Raw genomic sequence first — 26,425 nt, forward strand, 5'->3', positions numbered from 1 at the left:
TATGATATATCTAGATAATGGAGCAACATCGTTTCCTAAACCTAAAGAAGTATGTGGAGAGGTTGAAAAATGTCTAAAGGAGTATTGTGCTAATCCTGGAAGAGGAGCTCACAATATGTCAATAGAGTGTGATTTTAAAATAATGCAGTGCAGAGAAAATATATCCAAGCTGTTTAATGTAAAAAATCCTCTAAATGTGATATTTACCTCCAATACTACAGATGCTTTAAATATAGTTATAAACGGAGTAATTAAGGAAAAAGATCATGTAATTTCATCTTACCTTGAGCATAATTCAGTATTAAGACCCTTAAGGCATAAGGAAAAGCAGGGAACAGAATTATCCTTAATAAAAGGAGATAAAAATGGAAAGCTTTCAACTGAAGATATTGAAAGAGAAATAAAACCAAATACGAAAGCAATAATATTAAATCATGGATCTAATGTTATTGGAACAATACAAGATATTGAGAAGATTGGAACCTTAGCGAAAGAGAAGGGAATTTTATTTATAGTAGATGGAGCACAAACTTCTGGAAAGATAGAAATTGATATGGAGAAATATAATATTGATTTTCTAGCAGTACCTGGACATAAAGGGTTACTTGGGCCACAAGGAACAGGTGCTTTATGTATTAGGAATAAAATGAGTTTTGAAGCTTTAAAATATGGAGGGACTGGAAGTCAATCAAGCAGTATGGAGCAACCAGATTTTCTTCCTGATAAATTTGAGAGTGGTACCTTAAACACCCCAGGAATTGTAGGTTTATCTAAAGGAATTGAGTTTATTAATAGGGTAGGGTTAGAAAATATAAAAGAAAAAGAAATTCAACTTACTAACTATTTAATTCAAAAACTAAGAATCTTAGATTTTGTCGAATGTTATGGTCCTTTAGATGAGAAGGAAAAAACCTCAATAATATCTTTTAATTTAAAAGGAATGGAAAGTTCTGAAGTAGGAAGAGCTTTGAATGATAGAGATATATATGTGAGGACGGGATATCATTGCTGTCCATTAGTTCATAAACTAATAGGAACTGAAAATAGAGGTACAGTTAGGGTAAGTATAGGATATTTTAATTCAAAGGAAGATTTAGATGAGCTTATATTTTCTTTAAAAGAAATTTATAAAGAAAAAATTTAATAGCTTAAATTAAAAGTGACGATTAAAAAGTTTATATGCAAACTTTTTAATCGCCATTATTATTTAAAAAGACGTTTAACAAAGGAGACTTTGTTATCCTTTTCTGCTACCAACATATCAAGTTCTTGGGTCAACCTCTCAATTTGTATTTGGAGAGAAGAATTTAAGTATCTAAGGTTAGAAATATCCTTATCTTTATCTTGTAATATAAGCGTAAAATTTGTGGTATCAATCTTACTTTCTTGAGCTAGAGTAAGTGCATCAGTAAGTTCTTTGTTTTTTACTGTCAGCATATTTATAGAACCTTCATAAGTTTGCAGCTTATTTTCTAATACGGATACTTGAGTTTTAAGATTATCAATTACTAGTTTGGTGTCTTGATATTTACTTTCATAATCAGCTAATAACTTATTAGTTACATGAATGTTAGATTCTTTTGATACTATTTCTTTTTTTAAGTTTTGAGCTTCTCTCTCAATAGTATTGTTTATAGTAGCAACAGTTTCTAGTTTCTTTATATGTGATTGAAGAGAATTCACCTGATCTAACAACTTCTGTATAGTTTTGTTTTTAGAAATAATTTGTTTTTCATAATAAGTAGAAATAGATTCATTAGATTTTTTATCATCATCTTTTTCTGGCCTAATTAGAGTCATATTTAAAATTGAAAGTGGCGAGAATTGTATATTATCTTTATCTATTACTATGAAGCTTGAAAAAGAGTTTAAAGTTAGGCTATCAGATTGTAGAATATATTTTTCTATAATAGAGCTTGAACTATATGGAATTCTTTCCACCACATCTAAATCTCCATTAACAAATAAAGACGTTATAAAAATAGTATTTTTAAAGTTATATATTAAATAATAAACATTGTTTTTATATATTAGGCTTGAATAAGTATTTATACTCTCATTGGATTTTAAAGCCTTTGCTGAAAAATTGTTATCTATTAAGAAGCCATATTTTAATAAGGAGGATGAGGAATCCTTAATTGAATAACTAATAGCAATCACATTATTTTCATCAATGGCAAAGGAATAGTCGTATGGTTTTGCGGGTGTTTTATCAATGGAAACATATTTACCCCAAAAGTTCTGTTGAGGAGAGTAGGTTCTATAACCTATGTAATAGGTCTTTAGCTTTTTTACATACAAAGTAATTATTTCCTTCTTCTGAACGTATGCTATAAAAGGAAACCCTTCTAGCTTCTCAACTATATCAAGCATTATTGGAGGCGTAATTGTAAGGTTAGAGGTTATTATTCTGTGATAGAGACAGTAAGTATTGTTATCATACTTAGTATAAATCAAATTCAAAGCATTATTTAGGGAGATTACTTGAATGTGATCAACTTCAAAAGAAAAATTAAGTAATATATTTTCGGAAAAATAATTTTCTTTATAAGTATATAAAACTAGTGATTTTGATGAGGAAATAGAAAGTATATAGATTGATCCATTTGCACTTAATATAACAGAAAGAAGTTTATCACAGCTATCTACAAGCTCAATTTCTTGACTCCAAGAATTATCTTTTAAAATACTATAACAAATTGATCCCTCGTCATTTTTAAAAAACTTCCATAATTCATCTTTTATATAAAGTAGGTACTCATTATTTTTATATGAAATCATAGAACCTCCTAACTAAAAAATTTATATCAATATAAAATATGAATTTAAACTGCAATTATACTATAAATCAATGATTTTTAAGCAATACAAACAATAAAGTAATAAATAAAAAAGTATATACATATACATATTAAGGTAAATTGCAGGTTAGATAGTATAAATTAATTCTAAGGGGTGAGACAAATAAAGATTGACATTATTTCTGGTTTTTTAGGTGCAGGGAAAACAACCCTTATTAAGAAACTTATAAAAGAAGCATTATTTAATGAAAAAGTAGCTATCATAGAAAATGAATATGGTGAAATAGGGATAGATGGAGATATTTTAAGGGAAGAGTCTATTCAAGTAAAAGAAATAACTTCAGGGTGTATATGTTGTAGCATTTCTGGAAGTTTTGAGAGTGCAATTGAAGAAATTGTAGATAAATATAATCCAATGAGAATAATAATAGAGCCTTCAGGAGTGGCAAAACTTTCTCAAATAATTGCTACATTAAAAAAGCATAGAGAAAGAGGAAAAATTAACTCAATAATTACGGTGATAGATGTCAAACAATTTGAAGTCTATATGACAAATTTCGGAGAGTTCTATATTGATCAAATAAGGAACGCGAAAACTGTTGTTTTGAGCAGAACACAGGATGTAGATAATAAGCATATTTTGCAGGTACTTAAAGGTATAAAAAAGGTGAATCCTGGATGCTCAGTCATAATAACACCTTGGGATAAACTAAGTGGAGAAAATATACTTGAGGTTTTAGAGGATAGAAGAGAGTCAAGCTTAAAGGAGATTCAATTTATAAAGAAACCTTTAAATAATGCATATGCAAGAGCTCAAATAAGAAGTGAAGGATTAGTTGCTAAAGATGTATTTGAGACTTGGGGACAGGAGACTCCAGAGATATTTGATAAAGAGAACCTAAAAGGGATACTGAGAAAATTAGGCTTAGGGGAATATGGATATGTATTAAGAGCTAAAGGAATAGTTCGATCTTCTGAAAATAAGTGGATTGCCTTTGACTATGTTCCTGGTGAGGTTGAAGTAAGAAACATTTCACCGGATTATAATGGAAGAATATGCGTAATTGGGAAAGACTTAAGGATAGATAAGCTTCAAAAGCTTTTTAGTAGCGAGGAATAAAATGAAAAAGATTTGTTCCGTTGAAATTGTAGGGGGTTTTTTATCTTGGGGTAAAACATCTTTTATAAATAGTTATCTTGAAGTTACTAGATCTAGTGAAGAAGTTTTAGTGATAATACAGTGTGAAAAAGGCAATTCAAATATCAATGAGGAATTTTTAAATGAAGATAAAGTTATCTTAAAGCAATTTAAGAATAATGATGAAATAACTGAGAGAGCGTTAAATAGAATAATTAATTTTAATAATCCTAATAGGATAATCATTGAGGCTAATGGGGTGCAATCGGTAGATTATATAATTAGGGAAATTCATAAATCTAGAGGAAGACTAGGAGCAGTTTTTGCTATTTTAGATGGAAAAACTGTTGATATTTTTATAAGAAGTATGGGAGTTATAATGCTTCCACTAATTCATATGGCAAATATGATAATTATTAATAACTGTGAATATATCTCCTATGAAAAGAATAGGGAGCTCAAGGTTTTGTTAGGGCAGCTTAATAAAGAAGCATATATTGAACAAAGTTCATCAAGTAAAGATTTCTATAGAATTCTTAGTTCAAGTAGGGTAATAAATAAAGGGCTATATAAAAAAATAATAGATTTTATAAACAGGGGGTAGAAAAATGAGGGAGCTTCAAGTCTTATTAAATAGCTTTTCGGGGATTTTTATAAGCATTTTTATTGAGGCACTACCCTTTGTTTTATTAGGTTCTTTAGTAGCTGGAGTAATAACCACATTCTTAACTGAGGACATTATTAAAAAAGTTTTACCTAAAAACAAGTTTGCAGGGGCAATTGGAGCAGCACTTTTAGGGCTGTTCTTTCCCTTATGTGAATGTGCTACAGTTCCAGTTACTAGAGGACTTGTTAAAAAAGGAGTACCAATAAATATTGCAATAACATTTATGATGGCAGCACCGATAATAAATCCGATTGTTATGCTTTCTACCTATGAGGCTTTTGGAGAAAACATAAAGATTTTATTGTTAAGAGTTATAATCGGGTTTGTATTATCTATAGCAATAGGATTTTTGATGGAAGCTTTGAGCGATGGACAAGCTATTCTTAGTAGCTATGATAATGAGATAATTTGTGATTGTGGATGTGAAGACTTAAAAAAAGATAAAAGTTTAAAGATGCTTATATATCATATCTCTCAGGAATTCTATACCATTGGTAAGTTTCTAATAATAGGATCTATTTTAGCTTCATTATTTCAAGTTCTTCTGCCAAGAGAGATTTTAGATATATTATCTGTAAATAAAGCTTTAGGTATCATAATAATGATGGCTTTAGCATACTTATTGTCAATATGTTCCGAGGCTGATGCCTTTGTAGCTAGAAGTTTCTTAGGGCAATTTTCACTAGGGGCAGTTATGGCTTTCTTAATATTAGGACCAATGTTGGATTTAAAAAATAATCTGATGCTATTTTCTGTGTACAAAAAAAGCTTTGTGTTTAAAATGATGTTTGTTGTATTTTCACTTACCTTTTTAGCAGCTTGTTTGATATAGGAGGGATTAAAGTGAAGCGATTTAATATAAATGAATTTATTTGGTTTTTAATTTTAGTATTTATAGATATATATTTATATTATTTAATTTCTACAAGAAAAATCTTTGATTATGTTAGCAATAAAACAGAATATTATATTTGGAGTGCAATAGTTATACTGGCATTTGTAGCAATCTTTCAGTTTTTTAAGATATTCACAATCCCTACTAGAGAAAAACTAAGAAAAGGATATTTAATCTTTATAATAGCTTTTATATTAATGATTAATTCAAAGGGCATTAAAGAAATTGATACATTGCAATTTAAAGGAGTAACTGTAGTTATAAATAATACCCCCTTTGAACATAGTCATAGTGGAGAAGAAACTATACCTAATGAAGGGAAAATAAGTCTCACAAAAGAAAATTTATATTCTTATGTTGAGCAGCTTCAAGAAAATCCTCAAAAGTATGTAGGAAGAGAAGCCGTAATAAGTGGTGTAGTTTATCAAGTACAAGGAGACGAAAATACTTTTTATATAGGGAGAAATGTAATAAGTTGTTGTATTGCTGATTCTCAAAATGTTGTAATTATATGTAATATTAAAGAGAAAAAGCTTCCGCAAAAAGGGCAGTGGGTAGAGGTGTCAGGAAAGATTGAAATTGGAAGCTTCAATTATAAAAATAATATAATTAAAATTCCTATTATTAAGGTTAATAGTTATAAAAATGTTAACGAAGAATGAATATAAATTTTTATATTAAAATAGTGTTGGGTTTGTGATAATATAAGAATAAGGCTTTGAGTTAGGCTATAGATTTTTTTTGAAGTTTATGAGTAACGTAAGAATAGGCCTTTATTAACTTATGGGAGGACAAAAAATGAACCCAATAGCATTTGAATTGTTTGGACTAGAGATTAGATGGTATGGTGTACTTATATCATTGGGAATAATAGCAGCATTTATATTAGCATATTACAACGCTCCAAAAAGGAAGGTAGATTTTGAGAAATTAATTGATATTTTTATAGTATCTTTTCCGCTTGCGATAATTGGTGCGAGAGGATATTATGTTATATTTGAGTGGAATTATTATAGTCAGCATACAAGTGAGATAATTAATATCAGACAAGGTGGGCTAGCTATCCATGGTGGAATACTAGGAGCGATGCTAGGAGCATTCATATATACTAGATGGAAAAAGATACGCATGATGGAATATGCAGATTTGGTAGCTCCATCAATAATCCTAGCACAAGGCTTTGGAAGGTGGGGAAATTTCTTTAATGGAGAGGCTCATGGAGATGTAGTTTCTAAAGAGTTTATAAGTAAGTTTCCTGCATTTATACAAAAAGGTATGTTCATAGATGGCAATTACTATCAACCAACATTTTTATATGAATCTATTTGGAACATACTTATATGCATAATACTAGTATGGATATATAGAAATTATAATAGAGATCTAAAAGGAAGATTATTTTTTGCATATGTAATCTTATACTCAATCGGAAGATTCTTTATTGAAGGAATGAGAACTGATAGCTTGTATTTCATGGGACTAAGAGTAGCTCAACTAGTGAGTTTAATTGGAATAATTGGCGGAATTATATATATTGCAATAGTCACTTATCGAGATAGAAAAAGTGCATTTTAAAGGAGGGATACCCCTCCTTTATTTTATATATTAGAAGCTTAAATAAGGATAATATTCTATCCAAGAAGTGAAGAACTTTCATGTAAAAAAATAATAATAAAGTATTGACAAAACAAAAGTATATAAAGGAAAGATAGAGAGGTACGATTAATAGAGTATGTGTTGTTACTAAGGTTATATTAAAGTACACAAATGATGGAGGAGTTAATATGATAAGGAAGCTACAAAATGGAGAATTAGACCTAGGAGTTCTAGAAATAAAAGACTTAATTGATATTAAGTTGCTTCAAACTTTCCAAGATAATTTTGCTATTGGAATGAACATTGCAAGTGTAACAGTTGATAAAGATGGAACGCCGGTAACCAATCCAAGTTCTTATACAAGATTTTGCAAAGGATTAACTCAGTCTACAAAAACTGGAGAAGGAAGATGCGCAGAATCCCATAGAAAAGGTGGCCAAGAAGCTGTAAGACTAGGGAGACCATATATATATACGTGTCATGCAGGGTTAATAGATTTTGCAGCTCCGATATTAGTTGAAGGACATCTTATAGGAACAATTCTTGGAGGACAAGTACTAACAGAAGATCCTCAAGAATTAAAATTTAAGAAAACAGCAAATGAAATAGGAGTAGATGAAGAAGATTATGCTGAGGCCGCAAGAAATGTTTATAGAACAAATGAAAAAAATGTAAAAGCAGCAGCAGAAGTTTTATTCATTGTTGCAAATGCACTTTCTAATTCGGGCTATGAACAACTAAGATTAAACAGTATGTCTGAAGTTTTAGCAGATAATTTTGGACAAATATCAGCTAGCATGGAAGAGCTTAGCGCTTCAGCAGTGAATGTAAGCAATAATCAACATAATTTAAATGCAGAAATAGCTAATATTCAACAAATATCTGTAGAAATAAACTCCATATTAGATTCAATAAAGAGTATAGCAGACCAAACAAGAATGCTTGGTTTAAATGCAGCTATAGAAGCAGCAAGAGCTGGGGAAGTAGGCAGAGGGTTTGGTGTTGTTGCAAGTGAGATAAGAACACTATCTAATAATTCAAAGGAAACAGCGATAAAGGTTATGCAGTTAACAGGTCTTATACAAGAATCTGTAGCTAAGACGATTGAAACATCCAATGAAACATTAGAAACTACAGAACAACAAACTGCTGCTATAGAAGAAGTGGCTGCAAGTTTACAAGAAGTAACATCTTTAGCTGAAGATTTAAGAAATCATGGCAAATAAATAGTACATATGAAAAGAAGTGTAGCTCCATTAAGTGAGCTACATTTTTTAAAAAGAATTTTTTAATAATTAAGGATTGATTTTCCGTATTGACTAAGTATCATTAAACATATATAATAAAGTTCGTGACACTTTAGTGAGCAAGTAACTGTTAAAAGTTTGAATACAAGCTTATATAAAGTGTGGCGTACATTGTATGGAGAGATGTCTGAGTGGTCGAAGGAGCTCGCCTGGAAAGCGGGTGTAGGGGAAACTCTACCGGGGGTTCGAATCCCCCTCTCTCCGCCAACGCCGTGCTAGATGGGGAGTCAGCGGTGCCCTGTAACCTGCAATCCGCTATAGCAGGGTCGAAGTCCTGGTTTAGGTTTTAGCCTGTAGGGTCTGCCCTAAGTAAGTGGTGTTGAGGGCTGGGTCCCACGCAATGTAAGCCCGTGAATCTCGTCAGGTCCGGAAGGAAGCAGCGATAAGCGGTGTCTTGCATGTGCCGTGGATTAATCTGGTCTGAGCTTACTGCTTAGGTAACGCCTATAAGCTACTATCGATGCCAGGTGCACGGTTTATGTTAAAAGATAAAACTCAGCGAAAGCTGAGTTTTTTTGTTGTAAATGAAAGTTAGAAATATAATTGAAAAAAGTTATCAACAACATATTGTGCATAATGTTGATAATATACACAATATCATGGGAAAAAACATAAAGATGTGGATAACTTTAAAGAATTCTATATAAAAAAGTTAATAAGTTATTGGCAAACATTACATTAATAAAACCTCCTTTTATGGAAGATAATATTTTCTATAAAAGGAGGTTTTTTTATGAAGAAATTAGTATTAATCTTTTTAGGATTTATTTTAATTATGAGTTCAACTATAAATGTTAGAGCAACGGAAGCTTTCAAAGAGGATATGTCCTATGAACTATTATCAGAATTATATAACTTAAAGTACCCGTATGAAGTGCCAGCACTAAAGTATAAATATAATGCTTTAGAACCGTATATAGATGAAGCAACAATGATGCTTCATCATGATAAACATCATAAAGCATATGTAGATAATTTAAATAAAGCTTTAGAAAAATATCCTGAACTTCAAGCCAAAACATTAAAAGAGATACTTTCAAATATAGAAAAGATTCCTCAAGAGGTAAGAGAGGCTATAAGAAATAACGGGGGAGGACATTTTAATCACAGTTTCTTTTGGCAAGTTATGGCTCCTAACAAAGGGGGAGAAGCCAAGGGTGAGTTAAAGAACAAAATTGATAAAACCTATGGATCTTTTGATAAATTTAAAGAGCAATTTAAAAAGGCTGCATTAGAGAGATTTGGTTCAGGTTGGGCTTGGCTAGTTAAGGATCAGCAAGGGAACTTGAAAATTATATCTACAGCCAATCAGGATACTCCGCTAGCATTAGGAGTTAAACCTATAATAGCAATAGATGTATGGGAACATGCCTATTACTTAAAATATCAAAATAAGAGAGCTGAATATATTGATAATTGGTGGAATGTGGTTGATTGGGATAGAGCAGAAGTATTGGCAAATAGCTAAAAATTAAAGTTGGAAGTTTGTTAAAAAAATAGGCTTCCAACTTTAATTTTGTCAACAAAAGGCTGTCTTCCTTGACTAATATTAATAAAATAATATATTATTATAATATAATGAAAAAAATTAGTTAGGAGGAAGAGTATTGGCTAAAAACAAGAAATTAAATCTAATAACAAAGTTCATTTCTATGATGCTAGGATGTGCATTAGTTTCAATAGGGTTAGAGATATTCTTATTGCCCAATAACTTAATAGATGGCGGGGTAGTTGGAATATCAATCATGGCTAGCCATTTAACTAATCTTCCCCTTGGAGCATTCACGTTTATATTAAATATTCCATTTTTTATATTAGGGTATAAACACATTGGAAAGACTTTTACCTTATCAACCATATTTTCAGTTATTTGTTTATCAGTAGGTGTTAGTGTTCTTCATCCTGTTCCAGGTATAACTCATGATGTTTTATTAGGCACTGTTTTTGGTGGAATAATTATGGGGGCTGGTGTTGGACTTATAATAAGAAATGGTGGTTCTTTAGATGGAACAGAAATAGCAGCTATTATATTGGACAAGAGGATAAGCTTCTCCATAGGAGAAATTGTTATGTTTTTTAATCTGTTTATACTAGGTGCATCAGGTTTTTTATTTGGTTTTGATAAAGCAATGTATTCACTTATAGCTTATTTTATAGCTTTTAAAATGATTGATATAGTAGTAGAAGGATTTGATGAATCAAAGGCTGTAACAATCATTTCGGATAAATATCAAGATATTGCAGAAGCTGTTATGGACAGGCTAGGTAGAGGAGTGACTTTACTTGATGGAAAAGGAGCATATAAAGGTATAGAAACAAGTGTTGTTTATGTTATAGTATCTAGACTAGAGATAGCAAAGGTTAAGACAATAGTATTGGGGTTTGACGAAGATGCACTTATAACCATAGGAACTGTCGAAGTTGCAGGAAAAAGGTACAAAAAGAGAGCTATACATTAGAATGCAAAAATGCCCAAAGTATACTTTGGGCATTTTTATGATAGAAGAATGAAAAGGTTTAAATATATTATTGACGGCAAAAATTTATGGTGTTATAATCAAAACGTAAAATGTAATAAATAAGGCGGAGTATAGAGAGCCATGATTTTAAAAGATATGTGTAGTTAAATACCTTATCTTTTGAGGTCATGGCCTTTTGTTTTGAATGGAGGGGTAATTATGTTTGATGTGATTATTATTGGGGCAGGAGTTGTTGGAAGTGGAATAGCTAGGGAATTATCTAAGTACAACTTAAAAACTTGTGTGGTAGAAAAGAATGCAGATGTTGCTACAGGAACATCTAAAGCTAACAGTGGAATAGTTCACGCAGGTTTTGATGCAAAACCAAATACTATTAAGGGAAAACTAAATGCAAAAGGAAATGCTATGTTTGATAAGTTATCAAAAGAATTAGATTTTCCATTTAAAAGAAATGGTTCTCTAGTTTTGTGTTTTGATGAAAATGAAATACATAAATTAGAGGAACTTAAAGTGCAAGGAGAAAATAATGGAGTACCTAATCTGCAAATATTAAGAAAAGAACGTTTGCTAGAATTAGAACCCAACCTAAAAGAAGATGTAGTTGCGGCATTATATGCTCCAACGGGTGGAATTGTTTGCCCTTATGAAATGACTATTGCTTATGCTGAAAATGCATATACAAATGGAGTTGAATTTAAGCTTAATACTAAAGTCGATAATATAAAAAAATTAGAAGATAAGTTCCTTATAGAGACAAATGAAGGGAATATTGAAGGTAGATTGGTTATAAATGCTGCTGGATTATTTTCTGATGATATAAATAATATGATAAGTAGCAATAAAATAGAGATAATAGCGAGAAAAGGTGAATATTGTTTATTTGACAAGGAAGCTGGTGCAATGGCAACCAGAACACTTTTCCAGTTGCCAACCAAGATGGGTAAGGGAGTACTTGTAACACCAACAGTAGATGGTAACTTGCTTATAGGACCAAATGCAGTAGATTTAGATGATAAAACTAATATGGATACAACACAAGAAGGATTAGATGATATTTTAGAAAGAGCAAAAGTTACATTTAAAGAAATTCCTATGAGGCAGGTTATAACCTCATTCTCAGGGCTTAGGTCTCATAGTACTGTAGATGATTTCCTAATAGGGGAAGCAGAGGATGTAGAAAACTTTATAAATGTAGCAGGAGTAGAGTCACCAGGTCTTTCAAGTACACCAGCTATTGCAGAAATGATTGAAGAAATAGTAGTGAACAAATTAGCACCAACAAAAAATGATAAATTTGATCCAATAAGACATGGAATTCCTAAGTTTAGGGAAATGGATAATAAAGAGAGAAATGAACTTATAGCGAAGGATTCAACCTATGGAAGAATTGTTTGTAGATGCGAAACCGTTACAGAAGGTGAAATTTTAAATGCAATAAGAAGACCTCTTGGAGCAAGGGATTTAGATTCAGTTAAGAGAAGGACAAGGGCAGGAATGGGAAGATGTCAAGCTGGTTTCTGTTCAACAAAGATAGTTAAGATACTAGCAACAGAATTAAATGTGCCTGAGTATGAAATTACTAAGTTTGGTGGAAATTCTAAGCTTTTAATAGGTGAAAATAAGGAAATTTAATATCTTTACTGAAAACAATATATCTAGGTTTGGAGGATTAAAAGATGATAGAGCATGATATGGTGATAATTGGTGGAGGACCTGCAGGTCTTGCAGCTGCAATAGGTGCAAGAGAAGAGGGCATCGAGGATATTTTAATAATAGAGAGAGATAACTGCATTGGGGGTATATTAAATCAATGTATTCACAATGGCTTTGGACTGCATACATTTAAGGAAGAACTTACAGGTCCAGAGTATGCAGGTAGATTCGTTGAAAAGGTTAATCAAATGAATATACCATATAAGTTAAACACAATGGTTATAGATATAAGCGAAGATAAGAAAATTACAGCAGTTAATGAGAATGATGGCGTTTTAGAGATTAAAGCTAAGGCAATTATTTTAGCCATGGGCTGTCGTGAGAGGCCAAGAGGAGCTATTAATATACCTGGCAGCAGATGTGCTGGAATATATTCAGCAGGAACTGCACAAAAGTTTGTAAATATAGATGGATATATGCCAGGTAAGGAAGTAGTTATTCTTGGATCAGGAGATATAGGTCTTATAATGGCAAGAAGAATGACATTAGAGGGAGCAGCTGTAAAGGCAGTTATAGAACTTATGCCATATTCAGGTGGATTAAAAAGAAATATAGTACAATGCTTAGATGATTTTGGAATCCCATTAAAGCTTTCTCATACTATAACTGATATAAAAGGGAAGGATAGACTTGAAGGGGTTACAATAGCAAAAGTTGATGAAAATAGAAGGCCTATAAAAGGAACAGAGGAATATATTTCTTGTGATACATTGCTTTTATCAGTAGGGCTTGTTCCTGAAAATGAGTTATCTACAAAGGCGAATGTAGAATTATCTAAAGTTACAGGAGGACCAATAGTAAATGAAAGTCTTCAAACTAATGTAGAGGGAATATTTGCATGTGGTAATGTATTACATGTTCATGACTTAGTTGATTTTGTTACAGAAGAGAGTGTAAATGCAGGGAAAAATGCTGCAAAGTATATTAACGGACAAACCTTTAATGAGAAGGGAATAGAATTAGTTGCAACAAGTGGTGTAAGATATACGGTTCCAAAGTTTATTAATCCTAAAAATATAGAAAAAGTTTTAGATGTAAGGTTTAGAGTGGGAGATGTTTATAAAGAAAGTTATATTTCTGTTTATTTTGATGACGTAAGAGAGATGCATATAAAGAAAAGAATACTTTCTCCAGGAGAAATGGAAACAGTTAAGCTTACAAAAGCTTTATTTGAAAAACATCCTAGCTGTAAGAAGATAACTGTTAAGGTGGAAGGGGAGTAATAGTAATGAATGAAAAGAGAGAATTGACTTGCATAGGATGTCCTATGGGCTGTATGTTAGAAGTAAGTATAGAAGATAATAAAGTGGTTGATGTTAAAGGTAACACATGCATGAGGGGTAAGGTTTATGCAGAAAAAGAGTGTACAAATCCTACAAGAATTGTAACATCCTCAGTGAAGGTTAGAAATGGAGAAGTAGGAGCAGTTTCTGTAAAAACTGATGCTGATATTCCTAAGGATAAAATTATGGAATGCATAGAAGAACTTAAAGGAGTGGTGGTAGACGCACCTATAAATATAGGAGATATAATTGTTAAAAATATAGCAGGAACTAAAGTAAATATAATAGCTACAAAGGGTATTGCAAAAGGTAACTAGTCGATATACAATTATATCATGAGTAATAATTAGATATAGTTAAGCATAAAAATTTAGAGAGAATATTTGGCGGAGAGATGAGAGCCATCATTTGTAAAAGGGACAAAATCCCTTTTATAAATGATGGATTTTTTTTCCTCGAGCACGTAGAAAACGATTTCTGAAAAGGACAAGACTCTAGTTAACATTTTTGATCTTAAATATATGTAACATAACATATATTTAAAATATATTAAGTATTAATTTATATAGGGAGGATTTATTATGTCCGTTTATTTATCAGAATTTTTAGGCACAATGATCTTGATTTTATTAGGAGATGGAGTTGTAGCAGGCGTAGCTCTTAATAAAAGTAAGGCACAAAATGGAGGATGGATGGTAGTAACAGCAGCATGGGCAACAGCAGTAGCAATACCAGCATGGATATTTGGAGCAACAAGTGGAGCACATTTTAATCCAGCACTTACAATAGCACTAGCAGTTATAGGTAAGTTTTCTTGGTCTTTAGTTCCAGGATATATAGCTTGTCAATTTTTAGGTGCTATGGCAGGAGCTACTTTAGTATGGCTAGCATATTTACCACATTGGAAAGAGACAGAAGACAAAGCTACAAAACTTGGAGTATTTTGTACAGCACCAGCTATTAGAAATACTGTAGGTAATGTAATAACAGAAATCATAGGAACATTTATATTAGTATTTGGTATACTAGGACTTGGACAAGTTAAAATGACAGACGGACTCGGAACACTTGCTGTAGGATTATTAATCTTAGTAATAGGACTTTCTTTAGGAGCACCAACAGGATACGCTATAAATCCAGCAAGAGACTTAGGACCACGTATAGCACATGCAATACTTCCAATAGCAGGAAAGGGAGATTCTGATTGGGGATATGCATGGATACCAGTAGTAGCACCTATAATAGGTGGAGTACTTGGTGCACTTGTATTTAATATGGTTTTTTAAATAACAATATATTTTTAAATTACATGTAAACCTTTAAATTTCAAAGATGTAGGGGGAGAAGCAAAATGGAAAAAGAAAAGTATATAATGGCACTAGATCAAGGTACAACAAGTTCAAGATGTATAATCTTTAATAAACATGGTGAGATGGTTGCGGTTTCACAAAAGGAATTTGAACAAATTTATCCAAAGGGTGGCTGGGTTGAGCATAACGCTATGGAAATTTGGGGAACTCAAATAGGAGTGGCAGGAGAAGCTTTAGCAAAAGCTGGTCTTGATGCAACAGATGTGGCAGCTATAGGAATAACAAATCAAAGAGAAACTACAGTGGTATGGAATAAGAGGACAGGTATTCCTGTATATAATGCAATCGTATGGCAATGTAGAAGAACTGCTGAATATTGTGATGAGTTAAAAGCTAAAGGTTTTGATAAAAAAGTAAAAGAAAAAACAGGACTAATTCTAGATGCATATTTCTCAGGAACAAAAGTAAAATGGATACTTGATAATGTTCCTGGAGCTAGAGAAAAAGCTGAAAAAGGGGAATTGCTTTTTGGAAATATAGATACTTGGTTAATGTGGAACTTAACTAAAGGAAGAGTACACGTAACAGATTACTCAAATGCATCAAGAACAATGATGTATAATATTCATGAATTAAAATGGGATGACGAACTTCTAGAAGAATTAGGTATTCCAAAATCAATGCTTCCAGAAGTAAAAGCTTCAAGTGAAGTTTATGGCGAAACTGATGAGCTTATCTTTGGTTCACCTATTCCAATAGCAGGGGACGCAGGAGATCAACAAGCTGCATTATTTGGACAAGTTTGTTGTGAAGAAGGTACAGCTAAAAATACCTATGGAACTGGATGTTTCCTACTAATGAACACTGGAAACAAGCCTGTAGAATCTAAGAATGGATTACTTACAACTATGGCTGCATGTTATAATGGAAAACCTGAATATGCACTTGAAGGAAGTATTTTTATAGGAGGGGCTGTTATTCAGTGGCTAAGAGATGAACTTAGAATGCTAAACAATGCAGCTGATTCTGAAAAATATGCAACTGAAGTTGATGATACAAATGGAGTATATCTAGTTCCAGCATTTGTTGGGCTAGGAGCACCATATTGGGATCCATATGCAAGAGGAACAATAGTAGGTCTTACAAGAGGAACTAAGAAAGAACATTTTGTAAGAGCAGCAGTGGAATCTATGGCATATCAAACTCATGATGTTTTAAAAGCTATGGAACAAGATTCAGGAATAAAGTTACAAGCATTAAAGGTAGATGGAGGAGCATGTGCTAATAATTTCTTAATGCAATTCCAAGCAGATATCTTAGATACACCAGTTGAAAGACCAGAAGTTATAGAAACTACAGCTTTAGGAGCAGCTTATCTAGCAGGTCTTGCAGTAGGATACTGGAAAGACTTAGATGATATATGTACAAATATAAAAGCACCAAGAACTTTTGTTCCAAATATGGAATCTCAAAATAGAGAAGAGATTGTTAGTAAGTGGCATAAGGCCGTTGGAAGATCTAGGGATTGGGAAAAATAATGAGTTAAATATAGTAATGAACTTCTATGGAAATCTATAGGGGTTCATTACTATGTAATATTTTAGTCGTATTTATGATAAAATGGTATTACAATTACTTAAGACGGGTGGAGAGTGCATGAAAAATGAATTTTATAATAGACTACAGGAGAACCCCATAATAGCGGCCATAAAAACAAGTGAGCAGTTAGAGAGAGCAATTAAATCTCCTTGTGAAGTTATATTTGTTTTGAAGTCAGATATATTTAACGTTAAGTCAATTGTGGATAGGGTTAGAAACTCAGGAAAAGTGGTATATGTACATGTAGATTTAATAGATGGGTTGTCAAAAGATACATTAGCTTTAAAGTACATTAACGAAAATATTAAACCAGATGGGATAATTACTACAAAAACAAATTTGGTAAAAGCGGCAAAAAGTCTTAATATGTTTGTAATACAAAGATTTTTTATAATAGATCATCTATCCTTAGAGACTGGAGTACATTCTGTTGAAGCGATAAGACCTAATGCAATAGAAATATTACCAGGAATAATGCCAAAGGTTACTAAAGTATTTAGTAAAACAACTAATGTTCCAATTATAACTGGCGGTCTTATAATGGATAAAGAAGATGTTATACAAAGCCTTAAGGCAGGAGCAGTTGCTATTTCTACTAGTAAGGAAGATATTTGGTATATATAAGTTAAACAAAGTGAAAATTATAATAAGTTAAAATAGATAAAGCGCGTATAAAATATCATCTTAAAAAGATATAATCTTTTTAAGATGATATTTTTTTACTCTTTAGAAACTTATAATATTTTAAGTACACTGATAACTTAAAAGTTTGAATTACAATTTAAGAATTGGCTAGGTTCACCTAAAGAGTAAAAATAGAATTAGTCGCCTGCCAATTTTTCCTCACCTGTGTTCGGAAAGGCAGATGCGAGAAAAAAATCGACAGCTCATAATCGCTTTGACGATTTTTTTATATATGTGCAACCTTTTTATTAGCTATAACCGTCAAATATATGAAAGAAACAATCCACGTGGAATATTTTGAGGTGAAGTATGAATAGTGAAAGTGAAATAGAAAAGGCCATAAATGGGGATAGAGAAGCTTTTATAAATTGTATTAAAAAACTTGATAGTAATTTATACAAGATAGCAAAAGCTATGTTAAAGGATGATGAGGAAGTAGGAGATGCTATACAAGAAACTATTCTTCAAGCATTTAAGTCTTTAAACAAGCTAAAAGAACCCAAGTATTTTAAAACTTGGATTATAAGAATTTTAATAAACAAATGTAAAGATATAATTAGAGCTAAAAGTAAGACTGTATTAGTAGATAGTACATTAAAGATAATGGATAAGGGTATTTATGAAGAGGGGTATGACAATGTGGATGCTCAAGATATGCTAAGTAGATTACCAGAAAACTATAGAATTGCACTGGTGTTATTTTACTTAGAAGACATGTCAGTAAAAGACATTGCAAATACACTCAAAGCCTCAGAGGGGACGGTTAAATCTTGGCTTAGTAGAGGAAGAAGTCAGCTTAAAAGCTTACTAGAAGATTCAAAAGGAGGACTATGCTATGAAGGATAGTAATATTGAGATGAAAAATGATTTAAGTAGACTTTATGAAGATAGTGTGCCTAAAAGTGTTTTGGATAAAATGGAGTTAGCATTTAATGAAATAAGAGAAATGAAAGATACAGAAATAAAGCAAGAAAGAACAATAAAAAAATCTTGGAGAAGACCATTGGTTGCAGCAGCTACAATTACTATATTAGTAGGACTAAGTTTCTGCAGACCTGTAGTTGCAGCTGTAAAAGCCATTTTCAATATCAATGATAGAGGAATTGAAAGAGCTGTAGATAATAACTATGTTCAAAACAATTCAAGCGTTGTAGAAGATAAAAATATAAAAGTTTCTATAGATAATCTTGTTATTGATAACAGTAAATTAGCATATGGAGTTTCAGCTGAATTTAAGGACAAAAGTATGCTAAAAGATGGAGATAAGATATGTTTTCAAGGGATAATAAAAAATGCAGAAGGAAAAGTAATAGATAATTCATTAAGTGATAATCAAGAAGTACCTAATGACTATACCACTATTATAGGAAGCAGCCAAGAAGATGGAAGTTTTAATAAAGAGGGGGATAAATATAGTGCAAAAACTTTACTAGTATCACCAGAAGGCATGATTACTAAAACATCAGCATTAAAGTTTGAAATAAAAAATATAGTGGTATTTAAAGATAATAAAGTTGTAAATAATATAGCAGGTGATTGGAAGCTAAATGTTAAAATTGATGATAAGTTCTGGGATGTAAAAACTGTTAAGTATAATGTAAGTAAAAAGGTAAATGATGTTGAAATACTTAAGGCAGAAGCTGGCACAACATCATTGAATATTAAATTTAAGGTGCATGGAAGAATAGATGAAAATATAGCCTTTTCTTATATTAAAGATGATAAAGGACATGTCTATCATATAGACAGAGACTTGAGTGAAGGTTATGAAGATGGGTACACTATAGCGAGTACAAACTATAGTATAACAAAGTTTGATAATGTAAATAATCTTAAACTATATATTAATTGTGATGATACAGATAAAAAGACTAAAAAAGAGATTGTTGTAGATTTAGAAAGAGAAAAGTAATATATTATTTTAGGGATAAGGGCACGATAGGCCCCTATCCCTAAACTTTTTCTAAATGACCATAAATAGCATAGAGTTAAATCTTCCTATATCGCTTCAAACCTAATATGTTTAGTATTGAAAATACCACAGCAAACAAAAGTAAAATTGATAAATAAAATTGTAAATCACTAAAAGTATATGCTTTAATCATTATTCCCTGCAATGATTGTGCCCCATAATATAATGGCATAACATGTGCAATATATTGAAGCCAATTTGACATGGTTTCTATAGGTATTAAGCCAGTGAAAAATATTTGAGGAATAACCACAATAGGAATAAATTGCATCATCTGAAATTCTGAATTAGCAAAGGTTGACAGCAATATTCCTAAAGATAGAGCAACAAAAGCTATAATGATATTAGTAAGCAGTACTAGAAAAATATTACCTTCCATTCTTATGTTTAGTACATATATAGAAAAGAGTACGACTATAACTGTCTGAATGATTGCAAATATTCCATATCCTAATAAATAACCAAACACTATATCACTTCTTTTGATTGGTGTTGATAACAACTTTTCTAAAGTTTTTGAAGTTCTTTCTTTTAATAAAGATATTCCTGATATTAAAAATACAAAGAAGAATACAAAGAAACCTATCAATATAGGACTAAGTGTATCAAAGAAAGATAAATTTTCATCTCCATACACATAACTATTTTCTACTGAAATGGCCTTTTGTTGCATGTTAGTCTTACCACTTACTTGGGCTACTTTAGAGGACAAAACTTCTAGTTGTTCCTTTGCAAGAGTGCCTTGAACTTTAGCTTTTATTTGCGCGCTATCAGAGGGAGTGCTGTTTTCGTAAGTTATACTTAATTTGTCATTATCCTTACTAATAAAAGCTTTTAAATTATCGGTAGTTATTGTATCTTTTACATTTGCATTATCATCATATTTTATTATTTTTATATCAGCTGCCTCTAGATCTTTATTAAAGCTCTCGCTAGTATCATATACGCCAACATTCAGTACGGATTTATTATTTGAATTAAATAAAAAGTTTACCAAGGTTAAGAGAATTAAAGGAGCAATCATCATAAGGGCTAAGGTTCTTTTATCTCTGAGTGTTTGTATTATAATTCTTTTTACTAATGCAAGTATTATCATATAAATGGCCTCCTTTATAGAAATATTTCTTCTACTGTATTTACTTTAAATTGTTGCTTTAGTTCGTCCACACTTCCAGTTGCAATAATATTTCCTTCTCTTATTAAAACTAATTTATCGCATTTTTCAGCCTCATCTATAACATGAGTTGTTAATATTATTGTTTTGCCTTCTGATTTTAAAGCCTTTAATTCTTCCCATATACTAAATCTTAACTTGGGGTCAATGCCAACAGTAGGTTCATCTAATATAAGAAGTCTAGGATCTTGTATTAAAGAAATTGCTAGAGAGAGCCTTCTTTTCATACCCCCTGAATAATTACTTACCTTTTTAGATAATTCATTTTCAAGATTAACGAGCTTTGAAGTATATTCTATTCGGGATTTAATTTGATTTTTAGATAGCCTGTATAATTTACAGAAAAATTCTAAGTTTTCTTTTCCAGTTAACTCTTCATATAAAGCATCTGATTGTGCCATATAGCCAATATCATTTAAAACCTTTAAGTTAGGAATTCTTTTGCCTAATAGCTCAATAGATCCAGTATCTACTTTTTCCATACCTATTATGGATTTTACAAGGGTAGTTTTTCCTGAACCAGAAGGGCCAATGAAACCAATAATTTCACCCTCATTAAGGGTAAGATTTATATTGTTTAGAACAGTAATATTAGAATATTTCTTAACTAAATTTGAAATTCTTACAACATCCATTTTTATCCTCCTATTGTAGGGTCTCATATAAGTAACCCAAAACGCTATAAATTAACAATGTGTTGATTAGTTTCTCATACTTCTATTATAATTAAGCTATGATAAAGAACAATAATCACCATAGATACTATTGTTCATTAATAGACAAATAATATGTATGTGTTCATTATCTTACTTTTAAGGAGAAGTTATATGGATAGAAGAAGTAGTAAAACTAAAAAACTGTTAGAAGATGCTTTAATAAAGCTAATGATAGAAAAAGGTTTTGATAAGATAAGCATAAAAGATTTAACAGAAGAAGCAGATATTAATAGGGGGACATTCTACCTGCATTATAAAGATAAGTATGACCTGCTAGAGCAAAAAGAAGATGAATTCCTAAAAGAATTCACTAATCTAGCAGAAAGTATATCTAAAAAATATCCTAGGGATTTTAAGTTGCTTTCAAAAAAAGAAAATTTACTGCAGGTTTTCAATTTTGTGTATGCTTACATAAAGCAAAATTCTGACTTCATGAAAGTTTTATTAGGAGCTAATGGGGATTTAAATTTTCAGATGAAACTTAAAAACTTCATTGAAAGTATGTTGATAAAAAATGTAGAAGTAGAATTTGTGGGTGAAATTAAATTGAAATATATAGGTGCTGTTGCAGCATCAGCTCAGTTAGGTATTATACAAAAATGGCTTAGAACTGGTATGGAAGAAAGTCCAGAGGAATTAGCGGTATTTGTGAGTGATGTTGTATATACCATATATAATGGAGTGTTAAAGACAAATGTTGATATAAAATAGTTATTAAATTAAATTTTTAAAAGTAATTAATATTAATAACAATAGGAGACGGATGATAACATCACCCGCCTCCTATTGTTTATTTTCTAACTAAGTCAGTAAATTGATATGTTAAATTATTTTCTTCAAAAACTTTACTCTCTAATACTGGCGTCCACTCATTTTCGTTTATACTTGGGAAAAAAGTATCTGCACCGAAATCTTTAAATACCTTTGTAAGATACAACTTGTTTGAATAAGGTAAGAATGCTGAGTAAATTTCTCCGCCGCCAATTATAAAAGCTTCTTCTTCTGAGTGGTGATATTTTTCAACTACAGCATCTAAGGAGTTAACAACTTCTACCTGAGGGTCATCTACAGAAAAATCATTATCTCTAGTTAAAATTACGTGATGTCTATTAGGTAAAACTTTAGGCAATGATTCAAAAGTTTTTCTACCCATAATGATAGTTTTACCAGAAGTAATCTCCTTAAATCTTCTTAAATCACTAGGTAATCTCCAAAGTAAGTCATTATTTTTACCAATAGCATTATTTTCAGCTACTGCTACTATTATGGAAAGCATGATATAAAACCTCCTTCTATTGGTTCAATAAATTCTTAAGTTTCTTAGTATTCTTATATTTTAAAGTTTATATAAATATTCCTTTGTTAAAGAAACTTAGTATACACTTAATCTTAATTTGTAGTTTATTATGTTAATTGCTATATCCCTAATTCAAACTTTAATTGTGGTTTAACCGGTTCGTAGTCAAGCATTTCAAAATCATCTATAGTAAAGTCATAGAAGTTTGTTTTACCTTCTTTAAGTATTAGTTTAGGTTGTTTACTACTAGGTGTTCTAGCGATTAATTCTTTTGCCTGATCTATATGTCTGTCATAAATATGTAGGTTATCAACAACATGCATAAACACACCAGGCTTTAAACCAACATGTCTTGCTACCATCATCATTAATGCAACATATTGAATTTTATTTATATGACCAGCAGTGCAATAATCTGAACTTCTTTGATGAAGAGTTACATCAAGATACTCTCCTCTAACAGACCAAACTGTAAGGAATGCACAAGGATACAAGCCGGCAGTTTCTTCAAAATCTGCATACTGATATAAATCTATAATATGTCTTCTAGTATAAGGCTCATTTTCTAAGCCATTTAAAAGTTTATTCATTAAGTCATATTTTTTTACAGTAGCACCATACCTTTGTCCAATAGTTCTAGTACCATTGATTTCCCAATCGGCCCACCAAGTAATTCCCATTTCCTCTAATACGGAAAGTTCATTTGAAGCTTTTTGATATATCCACAAAATCTCTTTGATGCTAGACTTCCAAGCGATTGGTCTAAGTGTGGTTATGGGAAAATCTCCTTTAGATATATCATATTTTTCTACAACTTGGTTTATGTATATTGTGTGTGCTGGCGTACCGTCTTTATATTGTGGTCTTATTTTATGACCTTGAGTACTTATTCCATTAGTAATAATGTCATTTAGTGTATCTTTAAATAATTTATCTGTTTTAGATATAAAATGTGTCGTCATAAATTCACCTCTAAATAAGATTTAATAATATTATAGCATAGTTAAATATTTAGTTATAATAAATAGTTATTTTAATAGCTAAAAATGATATAATATTAAGTAGTTTAAATAGAAGATGAGGTGAGTTCCTTGGCTTATAGAGCATTATATAGAGAGTGGAGACCACAAAAATTTGAGGATGTTGTTGGGCAAGAGCATATAACTACTACCCTAAAAAATCAGATATTAACAAATAGAATAGCGCATGCTTACTTATTTTGCGGGACAAGAGGAACAGGTAAGACTTCAACTGCTAAGGTATTTTCAAAGGCTTTAAATTGTTTAAACCTTGTGGATGGTGAGCCTTGCAATGAATGTGAAATGTGTAAGAAAATAAATGCAGGTTTAGCTATAGATATAAATGAAATGGATGCTGCTTCAAGAAATAAGGTAGAGAATATTAGAGATATTATTGATGAAGTTCAATATCCACCACAAGAAGCTAAATATAAGATTTACATAATGGATGAAGCTCACATGTTAACGACTGGTGCAGTAAATGCATTTTTAAAAACATTAGAAGAGCCCCCAAGTAATGTAATATTTATTTTGGCAACAACAGATCCACAAAAGTTACCTATAACAATTCTCTCTAGATGTCAAAGATTTGATTTTAAAAGAATTTCTAATGAGCATATGATTGCTAGGCTTAGGAAGATTGTTAAAGAACAAGGTGTTTTTGCTGATGATAAGAGTTTGAGCCTTATTACTAGAGTTTCGGATGGAGCAATGAGAGATTCATTAAGTATATTAGATCAGGCTATCTCTATGGGGGATGGGAAGGTCGATTATGAACAGCTAGTATCAATGCTTGGTCTTGTAACCAATGAGTATTTGTTTAAAATCACCAGTTCAATTATTGAAAAAGATATAGAGAAGTCTATGAGGACTATTGAAGAAATAGTACTTTCAGGTAAGGATATAGGACTTTTTATTAAGGACTTAACTAGCCATTTTAGAAATCTTCTAATGACAAAGGTTACAAATAATCCTGAAGAAATATTAGATATGTCAGAAGAAAATATCGAGCTACTAAAGGCGCAGGGAGAAAGACTAAGATATGAAGAAATTATGAGGGATGTCAGAATTCTTCAAGAAGCAGAGGAAAATTCTAAGGCTAGTAAGCAAGCTAGAATATATCTTGAGTTAGCAACTATAAAAATGTGTAAAATAGAGTTTGATATGTCAAAGGAAACTCTATTAGCAAGAATAAATAGATTAGAAGAAGCATTAAGATCTGGAAAGGTTACAGTAGCTTCTAAACCACAGGATGAAACTCAGGGGATAGAACCGGAGAAAAACCAAAAGACTATGAGGAAGCAAGAAGTTCAAAGAGAAGCAACTATTACTCACAGCTTTAATGAAGATTCAAAAGTTACTTTAGACGATGTAAAAAGATACTGGAGAGATATTCTAGAGAGATTTAAGGCTAGAAGAGCAATGGTAATATATGCATCATTATCAACAGGAAAACCGGTAGCTTGTAAAAATGGTGTGGTTGAAATTCTATATGATGATGAATATGCATTCAACAAGAAAAGACTTGAACAGCTTGAAAACTCTAAAATCGTTAATGAAGTGTTTAGTGAGATACTAAAGGATGGAGTTAAGGTAGTTTACACAATAATTAGTAAGGAAAGTACAGAAAAAAATACTGAAGATATACTTAGAGAAACGATAGGGGAAGAAGCTTTAGAGATTTTGGATGAATAGAGAGTTTTAATTGTGAAACTCAATTTATACTTGTTTGAAAGTTGCGGCTTCTGGCAATTAGAAAGTTGCGGCTTCTGGCAACTTTCATTCTGGCATGTATAAATTGATAGTTGAACTAAAAACTCTAGACAATTAGGAAATTTTTGAGGTTTTTAAAGCAACTAAAATTTATAGATTCCATAAAATCGTTAAGAGCCACGATTTTATGATACCTATAAATTAAGTTTTATTAAAAAAACCTCTAGATTATATATAATCTAAAGATTTCGGCTAATTCTCCTCCTTAAAAACATCTTAGGGTCGAACCAATTAAGCAGAGATGTTTTTAAAGCGGACAATTAGGAAATTTTAAGAGATTATATATATATAGCAAAATCAAATAATATAATATATAATAATGAATAGATAAAATTTAAGGAGGGTATCACATGGCAAAAGGTGGTTTTCCAGGCGGCGGACTTGGAAATATGAATAATTTAATGAAGCAAGCTCAAAAACTTCAACAACAAATGGAAGAAATGCAAAAAGAATTAGAAGTAGCTGAATTCGAAGCAACAGTTGGAGGGGGAGCCGTTCTAGTTAAAGTTAATGGTAAAAAGGAAGTAACTCACATAGAGATAAAACCAGAAGTAGTAGATCCAGATGATGTAGAAATGCTTCAAGATTTAGTACTTAGTGCTGTAAATCAAGCGATGAAAAAAGCTGATGAAGAAACAAGTAGTAAAATGGGAAAATTAACTGGTGGCATGAATATGCCAGGATTATTTTAATTAACTATAGGCATACAGGTGTATCTGTATGCCTATTTTACTCATTAGGATTTATAGAATTATAATATTCTGGATAACATTATAAGCTTGAATTATAATTTAAAAGCTTACTAGAATCTCCTAATGAGTAAAAAACAGAATTAGTCGCCTGCCAATTTTTCCTCACATGCGTTTGGAAAGGCAGATGCGAGAAAAAAATCGACGGCTCACAATCGCCTTGACGATTTTTTTATAATCCTTTAAAGTTCTCCATTATGAGTGATAAAAAAGTTTTTATATAAAGAATTAATTTAAAATATTAGATTATAA

The 26,425-nt window shown here is 31.3% G+C and carries 25 protein-coding genes, 1 tRNA gene and 1 other RNA gene; 22 read left to right on the forward strand and 5 right to left on the reverse strand.

Annotated features, from left to right (window positions below):
• The first annotated feature begins 1 nt into the window (after position 1).
• Positions 2 to 1,144, forward strand: coding sequence for an aminotransferase class V-fold PLP-dependent enzyme (locus tag PTZ02_RS17790; RefSeq protein ID WP_274229101.1), 1,143 nt, complete (start codon positions 2 to 4; stop codon positions 1,142 to 1,144).
• A 59-nt stretch (positions 1,145 to 1,203) separates the two neighbouring features.
• Here PTZ02_RS17790 and PTZ02_RS17795 read toward each other — a convergent pair whose 3' ends face one another.
• Positions 1,204 to 2,781: a hypothetical protein gene (locus tag PTZ02_RS17795; protein WP_274229102.1), complete on the reverse strand. Its 1,578-nt coding sequence runs from the start codon at positions 2,779 to 2,781 to the stop codon at positions 1,204 to 1,206.
• A gap of 174 nt (positions 2,782 to 2,955) precedes the next feature.
• Here PTZ02_RS17795 and PTZ02_RS17800 point away from each other — a divergent pair, with 174 nt between their 5' ends.
• The 18 genes from PTZ02_RS17800 (at position 2,956) to PTZ02_RS17885 (ending at position 19,385) form a co-directional block, all read left to right on the forward strand.
• Positions 2,956 to 3,921 (forward strand): CobW family GTP-binding protein, encoded by a 966-nt coding sequence (locus tag PTZ02_RS17800; protein WP_274229103.1) that lies wholly within the window; start codon positions 2,956 to 2,958, stop codon positions 3,919 to 3,921.
• 1 nt (position 3,922) lies between these two features.
• A complete protein-coding gene (locus PTZ02_RS17805) occupies positions 3,923 to 4,543 on the forward strand; it encodes a GTP-binding protein (RefSeq protein WP_274229104.1) in 621 nt (206 codons plus the stop codon).
• A gap of 4 nt (positions 4,544 to 4,547) precedes the next feature.
• Positions 4,548 to 5,438, forward strand: coding sequence for a permease (locus tag PTZ02_RS17810; protein WP_274229105.1), 891 nt, complete (start codon positions 4,548 to 4,550; stop codon positions 5,436 to 5,438).
• 11 nt (positions 5,439 to 5,449) lie between these two features.
• The gene (locus tag PTZ02_RS17815) at positions 5,450 to 6,163 is read left to right on the forward strand and encodes a TIGR03943 family putative permease subunit (protein ID WP_274229106.1); all 714 of its coding nucleotides are present in this window, start codon (positions 5,450 to 5,452) and stop codon (positions 6,161 to 6,163) included.
• A gap of 136 nt (positions 6,164 to 6,299) precedes the next feature.
• The gene (lgt, locus tag PTZ02_RS17820) at positions 6,300 to 7,076 is read left to right on the forward strand and encodes a prolipoprotein diacylglyceryl transferase (RefSeq protein WP_274229107.1); all 777 of its coding nucleotides are present in this window, start codon (positions 6,300 to 6,302) and stop codon (positions 7,074 to 7,076) included.
• 209 nt (positions 7,077 to 7,285) lie between these two features.
• On the forward strand, positions 7,286 to 8,323 hold the full coding sequence (locus PTZ02_RS17825) for a PocR ligand-binding domain-containing protein (RefSeq protein WP_274229108.1): 1,038 nt from the start codon (positions 7,286 to 7,288) through the stop codon (positions 8,321 to 8,323).
• 198 nt (positions 8,324 to 8,521) lie between these two features.
• A tRNA-Ser gene (locus PTZ02_RS17830) sits at positions 8,522 to 8,611 on the forward strand.
• A gap of 3 nt (positions 8,612 to 8,614) precedes the next feature.
• Positions 8,615 to 8,879, forward strand: an RNA gene (gene ffs / locus PTZ02_RS17835) — signal recognition particle sRNA large type.
• A gap of 258 nt (positions 8,880 to 9,137) precedes the next feature.
• Positions 9,138 to 9,872 (forward strand): superoxide dismutase, encoded by a 735-nt coding sequence (locus PTZ02_RS17840; protein WP_443112629.1) that lies wholly within the window; start codon positions 9,138 to 9,140, stop codon positions 9,870 to 9,872.
• 184 nt (positions 9,873 to 10,056) lie between these two features.
• Positions 10,057 to 10,863, forward strand: coding sequence for a YitT family protein (locus tag PTZ02_RS17845; RefSeq protein ID WP_274229209.1), 807 nt, complete (start codon positions 10,057 to 10,059; stop codon positions 10,861 to 10,863).
• 219 nt (positions 10,864 to 11,082) lie between these two features.
• Entirely contained in the window at positions 11,083 to 12,516 is a 1,434-nt protein-coding gene (locus PTZ02_RS17850) for an NAD(P)/FAD-dependent oxidoreductase (RefSeq protein WP_274229109.1), read from the forward strand.
• A gap of 44 nt (positions 12,517 to 12,560) precedes the next feature.
• Positions 12,561 to 13,820: an NAD(P)/FAD-dependent oxidoreductase gene (locus tag PTZ02_RS17855; protein WP_274229110.1), complete on the forward strand. Its 1,260-nt coding sequence runs from the start codon at positions 12,561 to 12,563 to the stop codon at positions 13,818 to 13,820.
• Between the two features lie 5 nt (positions 13,821 to 13,825).
• Complete coding sequence (locus PTZ02_RS17860) at positions 13,826 to 14,197, forward strand: DUF1667 domain-containing protein (RefSeq protein WP_274229111.1); 372 nt, start codon at positions 13,826 to 13,828, stop codon at positions 14,195 to 14,197.
• 264 nt (positions 14,198 to 14,461) lie between these two features.
• Positions 14,462 to 15,166 (forward strand): MIP/aquaporin family protein, encoded by a 705-nt coding sequence (locus PTZ02_RS17865; protein ID WP_274229112.1) that lies wholly within the window; start codon positions 14,462 to 14,464, stop codon positions 15,164 to 15,166.
• Between the two features lie 65 nt (positions 15,167 to 15,231).
• Positions 15,232 to 16,728 carry a glycerol kinase GlpK gene (glpK, locus tag PTZ02_RS17870; RefSeq protein ID WP_274229113.1) on the forward strand — a complete coding sequence of 499 codons (1,497 nt, stop codon included), beginning with the start codon at positions 15,232 to 15,234 and terminating at the stop codon, positions 16,726 to 16,728.
• A 118-nt stretch (positions 16,729 to 16,846) separates the two neighbouring features.
• Positions 16,847 to 17,413 carry a glycerol-3-phosphate responsive antiterminator gene (locus PTZ02_RS17875; protein ID WP_274229114.1) on the forward strand — a complete coding sequence of 189 codons (567 nt, stop codon included), beginning with the start codon at positions 16,847 to 16,849 and terminating at the stop codon, positions 17,411 to 17,413.
• Positions 17,414 to 17,782: 369 nt separating this feature from the next.
• Positions 17,783 to 18,319: a sigma-70 family RNA polymerase sigma factor gene (locus tag PTZ02_RS17880; RefSeq protein ID WP_274229115.1), complete on the forward strand. Its 537-nt coding sequence runs from the start codon at positions 17,783 to 17,785 to the stop codon at positions 18,317 to 18,319.
• Positions 18,309 to 19,385: a DUF4179 domain-containing protein gene (locus tag PTZ02_RS17885; RefSeq protein WP_274229116.1), complete on the forward strand. Its 1,077-nt coding sequence runs from the start codon at positions 18,309 to 18,311 to the stop codon at positions 19,383 to 19,385. Before PTZ02_RS17880 ends, PTZ02_RS17885 begins: the two co-directional genes overlap by 11 nt.
• 76 nt (positions 19,386 to 19,461) lie before the next feature.
• Here the strand turns inward: PTZ02_RS17885 and PTZ02_RS17890 are convergent, their stop codons facing one another.
• Positions 19,462 to 20,541, reverse strand: a complete 1,080-nt coding sequence (locus PTZ02_RS17890) for an ABC transporter permease (RefSeq protein WP_274229117.1) — start codon at positions 20,539 to 20,541, stop codon at positions 19,462 to 19,464.
• 14 nt (positions 20,542 to 20,555) lie between these two features.
• On the reverse strand, positions 20,556 to 21,254 hold the full coding sequence (locus tag PTZ02_RS17895; RefSeq protein WP_274229118.1) for an ABC transporter ATP-binding protein: 699 nt from the start codon (positions 21,252 to 21,254) through the stop codon (positions 20,556 to 20,558).
• A 192-nt stretch (positions 21,255 to 21,446) separates the two neighbouring features.
• On the opposite strand from PTZ02_RS17895, the gene PTZ02_RS17900 reads away from it, so the two are divergent.
• Complete coding sequence (locus PTZ02_RS17900; protein ID WP_274229119.1) at positions 21,447 to 22,046, forward strand: TetR/AcrR family transcriptional regulator; 600 nt, start codon at positions 21,447 to 21,449, stop codon at positions 22,044 to 22,046.
• A 79-nt stretch (positions 22,047 to 22,125) separates the two neighbouring features.
• Here PTZ02_RS17900 and PTZ02_RS17905 read toward each other — a convergent pair whose 3' ends face one another.
• Together PTZ02_RS17905 and PTZ02_RS17910 are read right to left on the reverse strand one after the other, a co-directional pair.
• Positions 22,126 to 22,611: a dihydrofolate reductase gene (locus tag PTZ02_RS17905; protein WP_274229120.1), complete on the reverse strand. Its 486-nt coding sequence runs from the start codon at positions 22,609 to 22,611 to the stop codon at positions 22,126 to 22,128.
• Between the two features lie 140 nt (positions 22,612 to 22,751).
• Entirely contained in the window at positions 22,752 to 23,594 is an 843-nt protein-coding gene (locus PTZ02_RS17910) for a thymidylate synthase (RefSeq protein WP_274229121.1), read from the reverse strand.
• Between the two features lie 129 nt (positions 23,595 to 23,723).
• On the opposite strand from PTZ02_RS17910, the gene dnaX reads away from it, so the two are divergent.
• On the forward strand, positions 23,724 to 25,346 hold the full coding sequence (gene dnaX / locus PTZ02_RS17915) for a DNA polymerase III subunit gamma/tau (RefSeq protein ID WP_274229122.1): 1,623 nt from the start codon (positions 23,724 to 23,726) through the stop codon (positions 25,344 to 25,346).
• Between the two features lie 428 nt (positions 25,347 to 25,774).
• The gene (locus tag PTZ02_RS17920; protein ID WP_202769147.1) at positions 25,775 to 26,116 is read left to right on the forward strand and encodes a YbaB/EbfC family nucleoid-associated protein; all 342 of its coding nucleotides are present in this window, start codon (positions 25,775 to 25,777) and stop codon (positions 26,114 to 26,116) included.
• Positions 26,117 to 26,425: the final 309 nt, after the last annotated feature.

The organism is Clostridium sp. 'White wine YQ' (assembly GCF_028728205.1).
Classification (GTDB): domain Bacteria; phylum Bacillota; class Clostridia; order Clostridiales; family Clostridiaceae; genus Clostridium_T.

What these genes read in the sequence shown, in the direction of transcription:
- PTZ02_RS17875 (WP_274229114.1), top strand. Translation starts at nt 16,847, where the DNA reads ATGAAAAATGAATTTTATAATAGACTACAGGAGAACCCCATAATAGCG.
- PTZ02_RS17795 (WP_274229102.1), bottom strand. Translation starts at nt 2,781, where the DNA reads ATGATTTCATATAAAAATAATGAGTACCTACTTTATATAAAAGATGAA.
- PTZ02_RS17845 (WP_274229209.1), top strand. Translation starts at nt 10,057, where the DNA reads ATGATGCTAGGATGTGCATTAGTTTCAATAGGGTTAGAGATATTCTTA.
- PTZ02_RS17840 (WP_443112629.1), top strand. Translation starts at nt 9,138, where the DNA reads ATGAAGAAATTAGTATTAATCTTTTTAGGATTTATTTTAATTATGAGT.
- PTZ02_RS17825 (WP_274229108.1), top strand. Translation starts at nt 7,286, where the DNA reads ATGATAAGGAAGCTACAAAATGGAGAATTAGACCTAGGAGTTCTAGAA.
- PTZ02_RS17885 (WP_274229116.1), top strand. Translation starts at nt 18,309, where the DNA reads ATGAAGGATAGTAATATTGAGATGAAAAATGATTTAAGTAGACTTTAT.
- PTZ02_RS17920 (WP_202769147.1), top strand. Translation starts at nt 25,775, where the DNA reads ATGGCAAAAGGTGGTTTTCCAGGCGGCGGACTTGGAAATATGAATAAT.
- glpK (WP_274229113.1), top strand. Translation starts at nt 15,232, where the DNA reads ATGGAAAAAGAAAAGTATATAATGGCACTAGATCAAGGTACAACAAGT.
- PTZ02_RS17860 (WP_274229111.1), top strand. Translation starts at nt 13,826, where the DNA reads ATGAATGAAAAGAGAGAATTGACTTGCATAGGATGTCCTATGGGCTGT.
- PTZ02_RS17895 (WP_274229118.1), bottom strand. Translation starts at nt 21,254, where the DNA reads ATGGATGTTGTAAGAATTTCAAATTTAGTTAAGAAATATTCTAATATT.
- PTZ02_RS17790 (WP_274229101.1), top strand. Translation starts at nt 2, where the DNA reads ATGATATATCTAGATAATGGAGCAACATCGTTTCCTAAACCTAAAGAA.
- PTZ02_RS17905 (WP_274229120.1), bottom strand. Translation starts at nt 22,611, where the DNA reads ATGCTTTCCATAATAGTAGCAGTAGCTGAAAATAATGCTATTGGTAAA.
- PTZ02_RS17865 (WP_274229112.1), top strand. Translation starts at nt 14,462, where the DNA reads ATGTCCGTTTATTTATCAGAATTTTTAGGCACAATGATCTTGATTTTA.
- PTZ02_RS17880 (WP_274229115.1), top strand. Translation starts at nt 17,783, where the DNA reads ATGAATAGTGAAAGTGAAATAGAAAAGGCCATAAATGGGGATAGAGAA.
- PTZ02_RS17890 (WP_274229117.1), bottom strand. Translation starts at nt 20,541, where the DNA reads ATGATAATACTTGCATTAGTAAAAAGAATTATAATACAAACACTCAGA.
- PTZ02_RS17910 (WP_274229121.1), bottom strand. Translation starts at nt 23,594, where the DNA reads ATGACGACACATTTTATATCTAAAACAGATAAATTATTTAAAGATACA.
- PTZ02_RS17805 (WP_274229104.1), top strand. Translation starts at nt 3,923, where the DNA reads ATGAAAAAGATTTGTTCCGTTGAAATTGTAGGGGGTTTTTTATCTTGG.
- PTZ02_RS17855 (WP_274229110.1), top strand. Translation starts at nt 12,561, where the DNA reads ATGATAGAGCATGATATGGTGATAATTGGTGGAGGACCTGCAGGTCTT.
- PTZ02_RS17900 (WP_274229119.1), top strand. Translation starts at nt 21,447, where the DNA reads ATGGATAGAAGAAGTAGTAAAACTAAAAAACTGTTAGAAGATGCTTTA.
- PTZ02_RS17850 (WP_274229109.1), top strand. Translation starts at nt 11,083, where the DNA reads ATGTTTGATGTGATTATTATTGGGGCAGGAGTTGTTGGAAGTGGAATA.
- PTZ02_RS17810 (WP_274229105.1), top strand. Translation starts at nt 4,548, where the DNA reads ATGAGGGAGCTTCAAGTCTTATTAAATAGCTTTTCGGGGATTTTTATA.
- lgt (WP_274229107.1), top strand. Translation starts at nt 6,300, where the DNA reads ATGAACCCAATAGCATTTGAATTGTTTGGACTAGAGATTAGATGGTAT.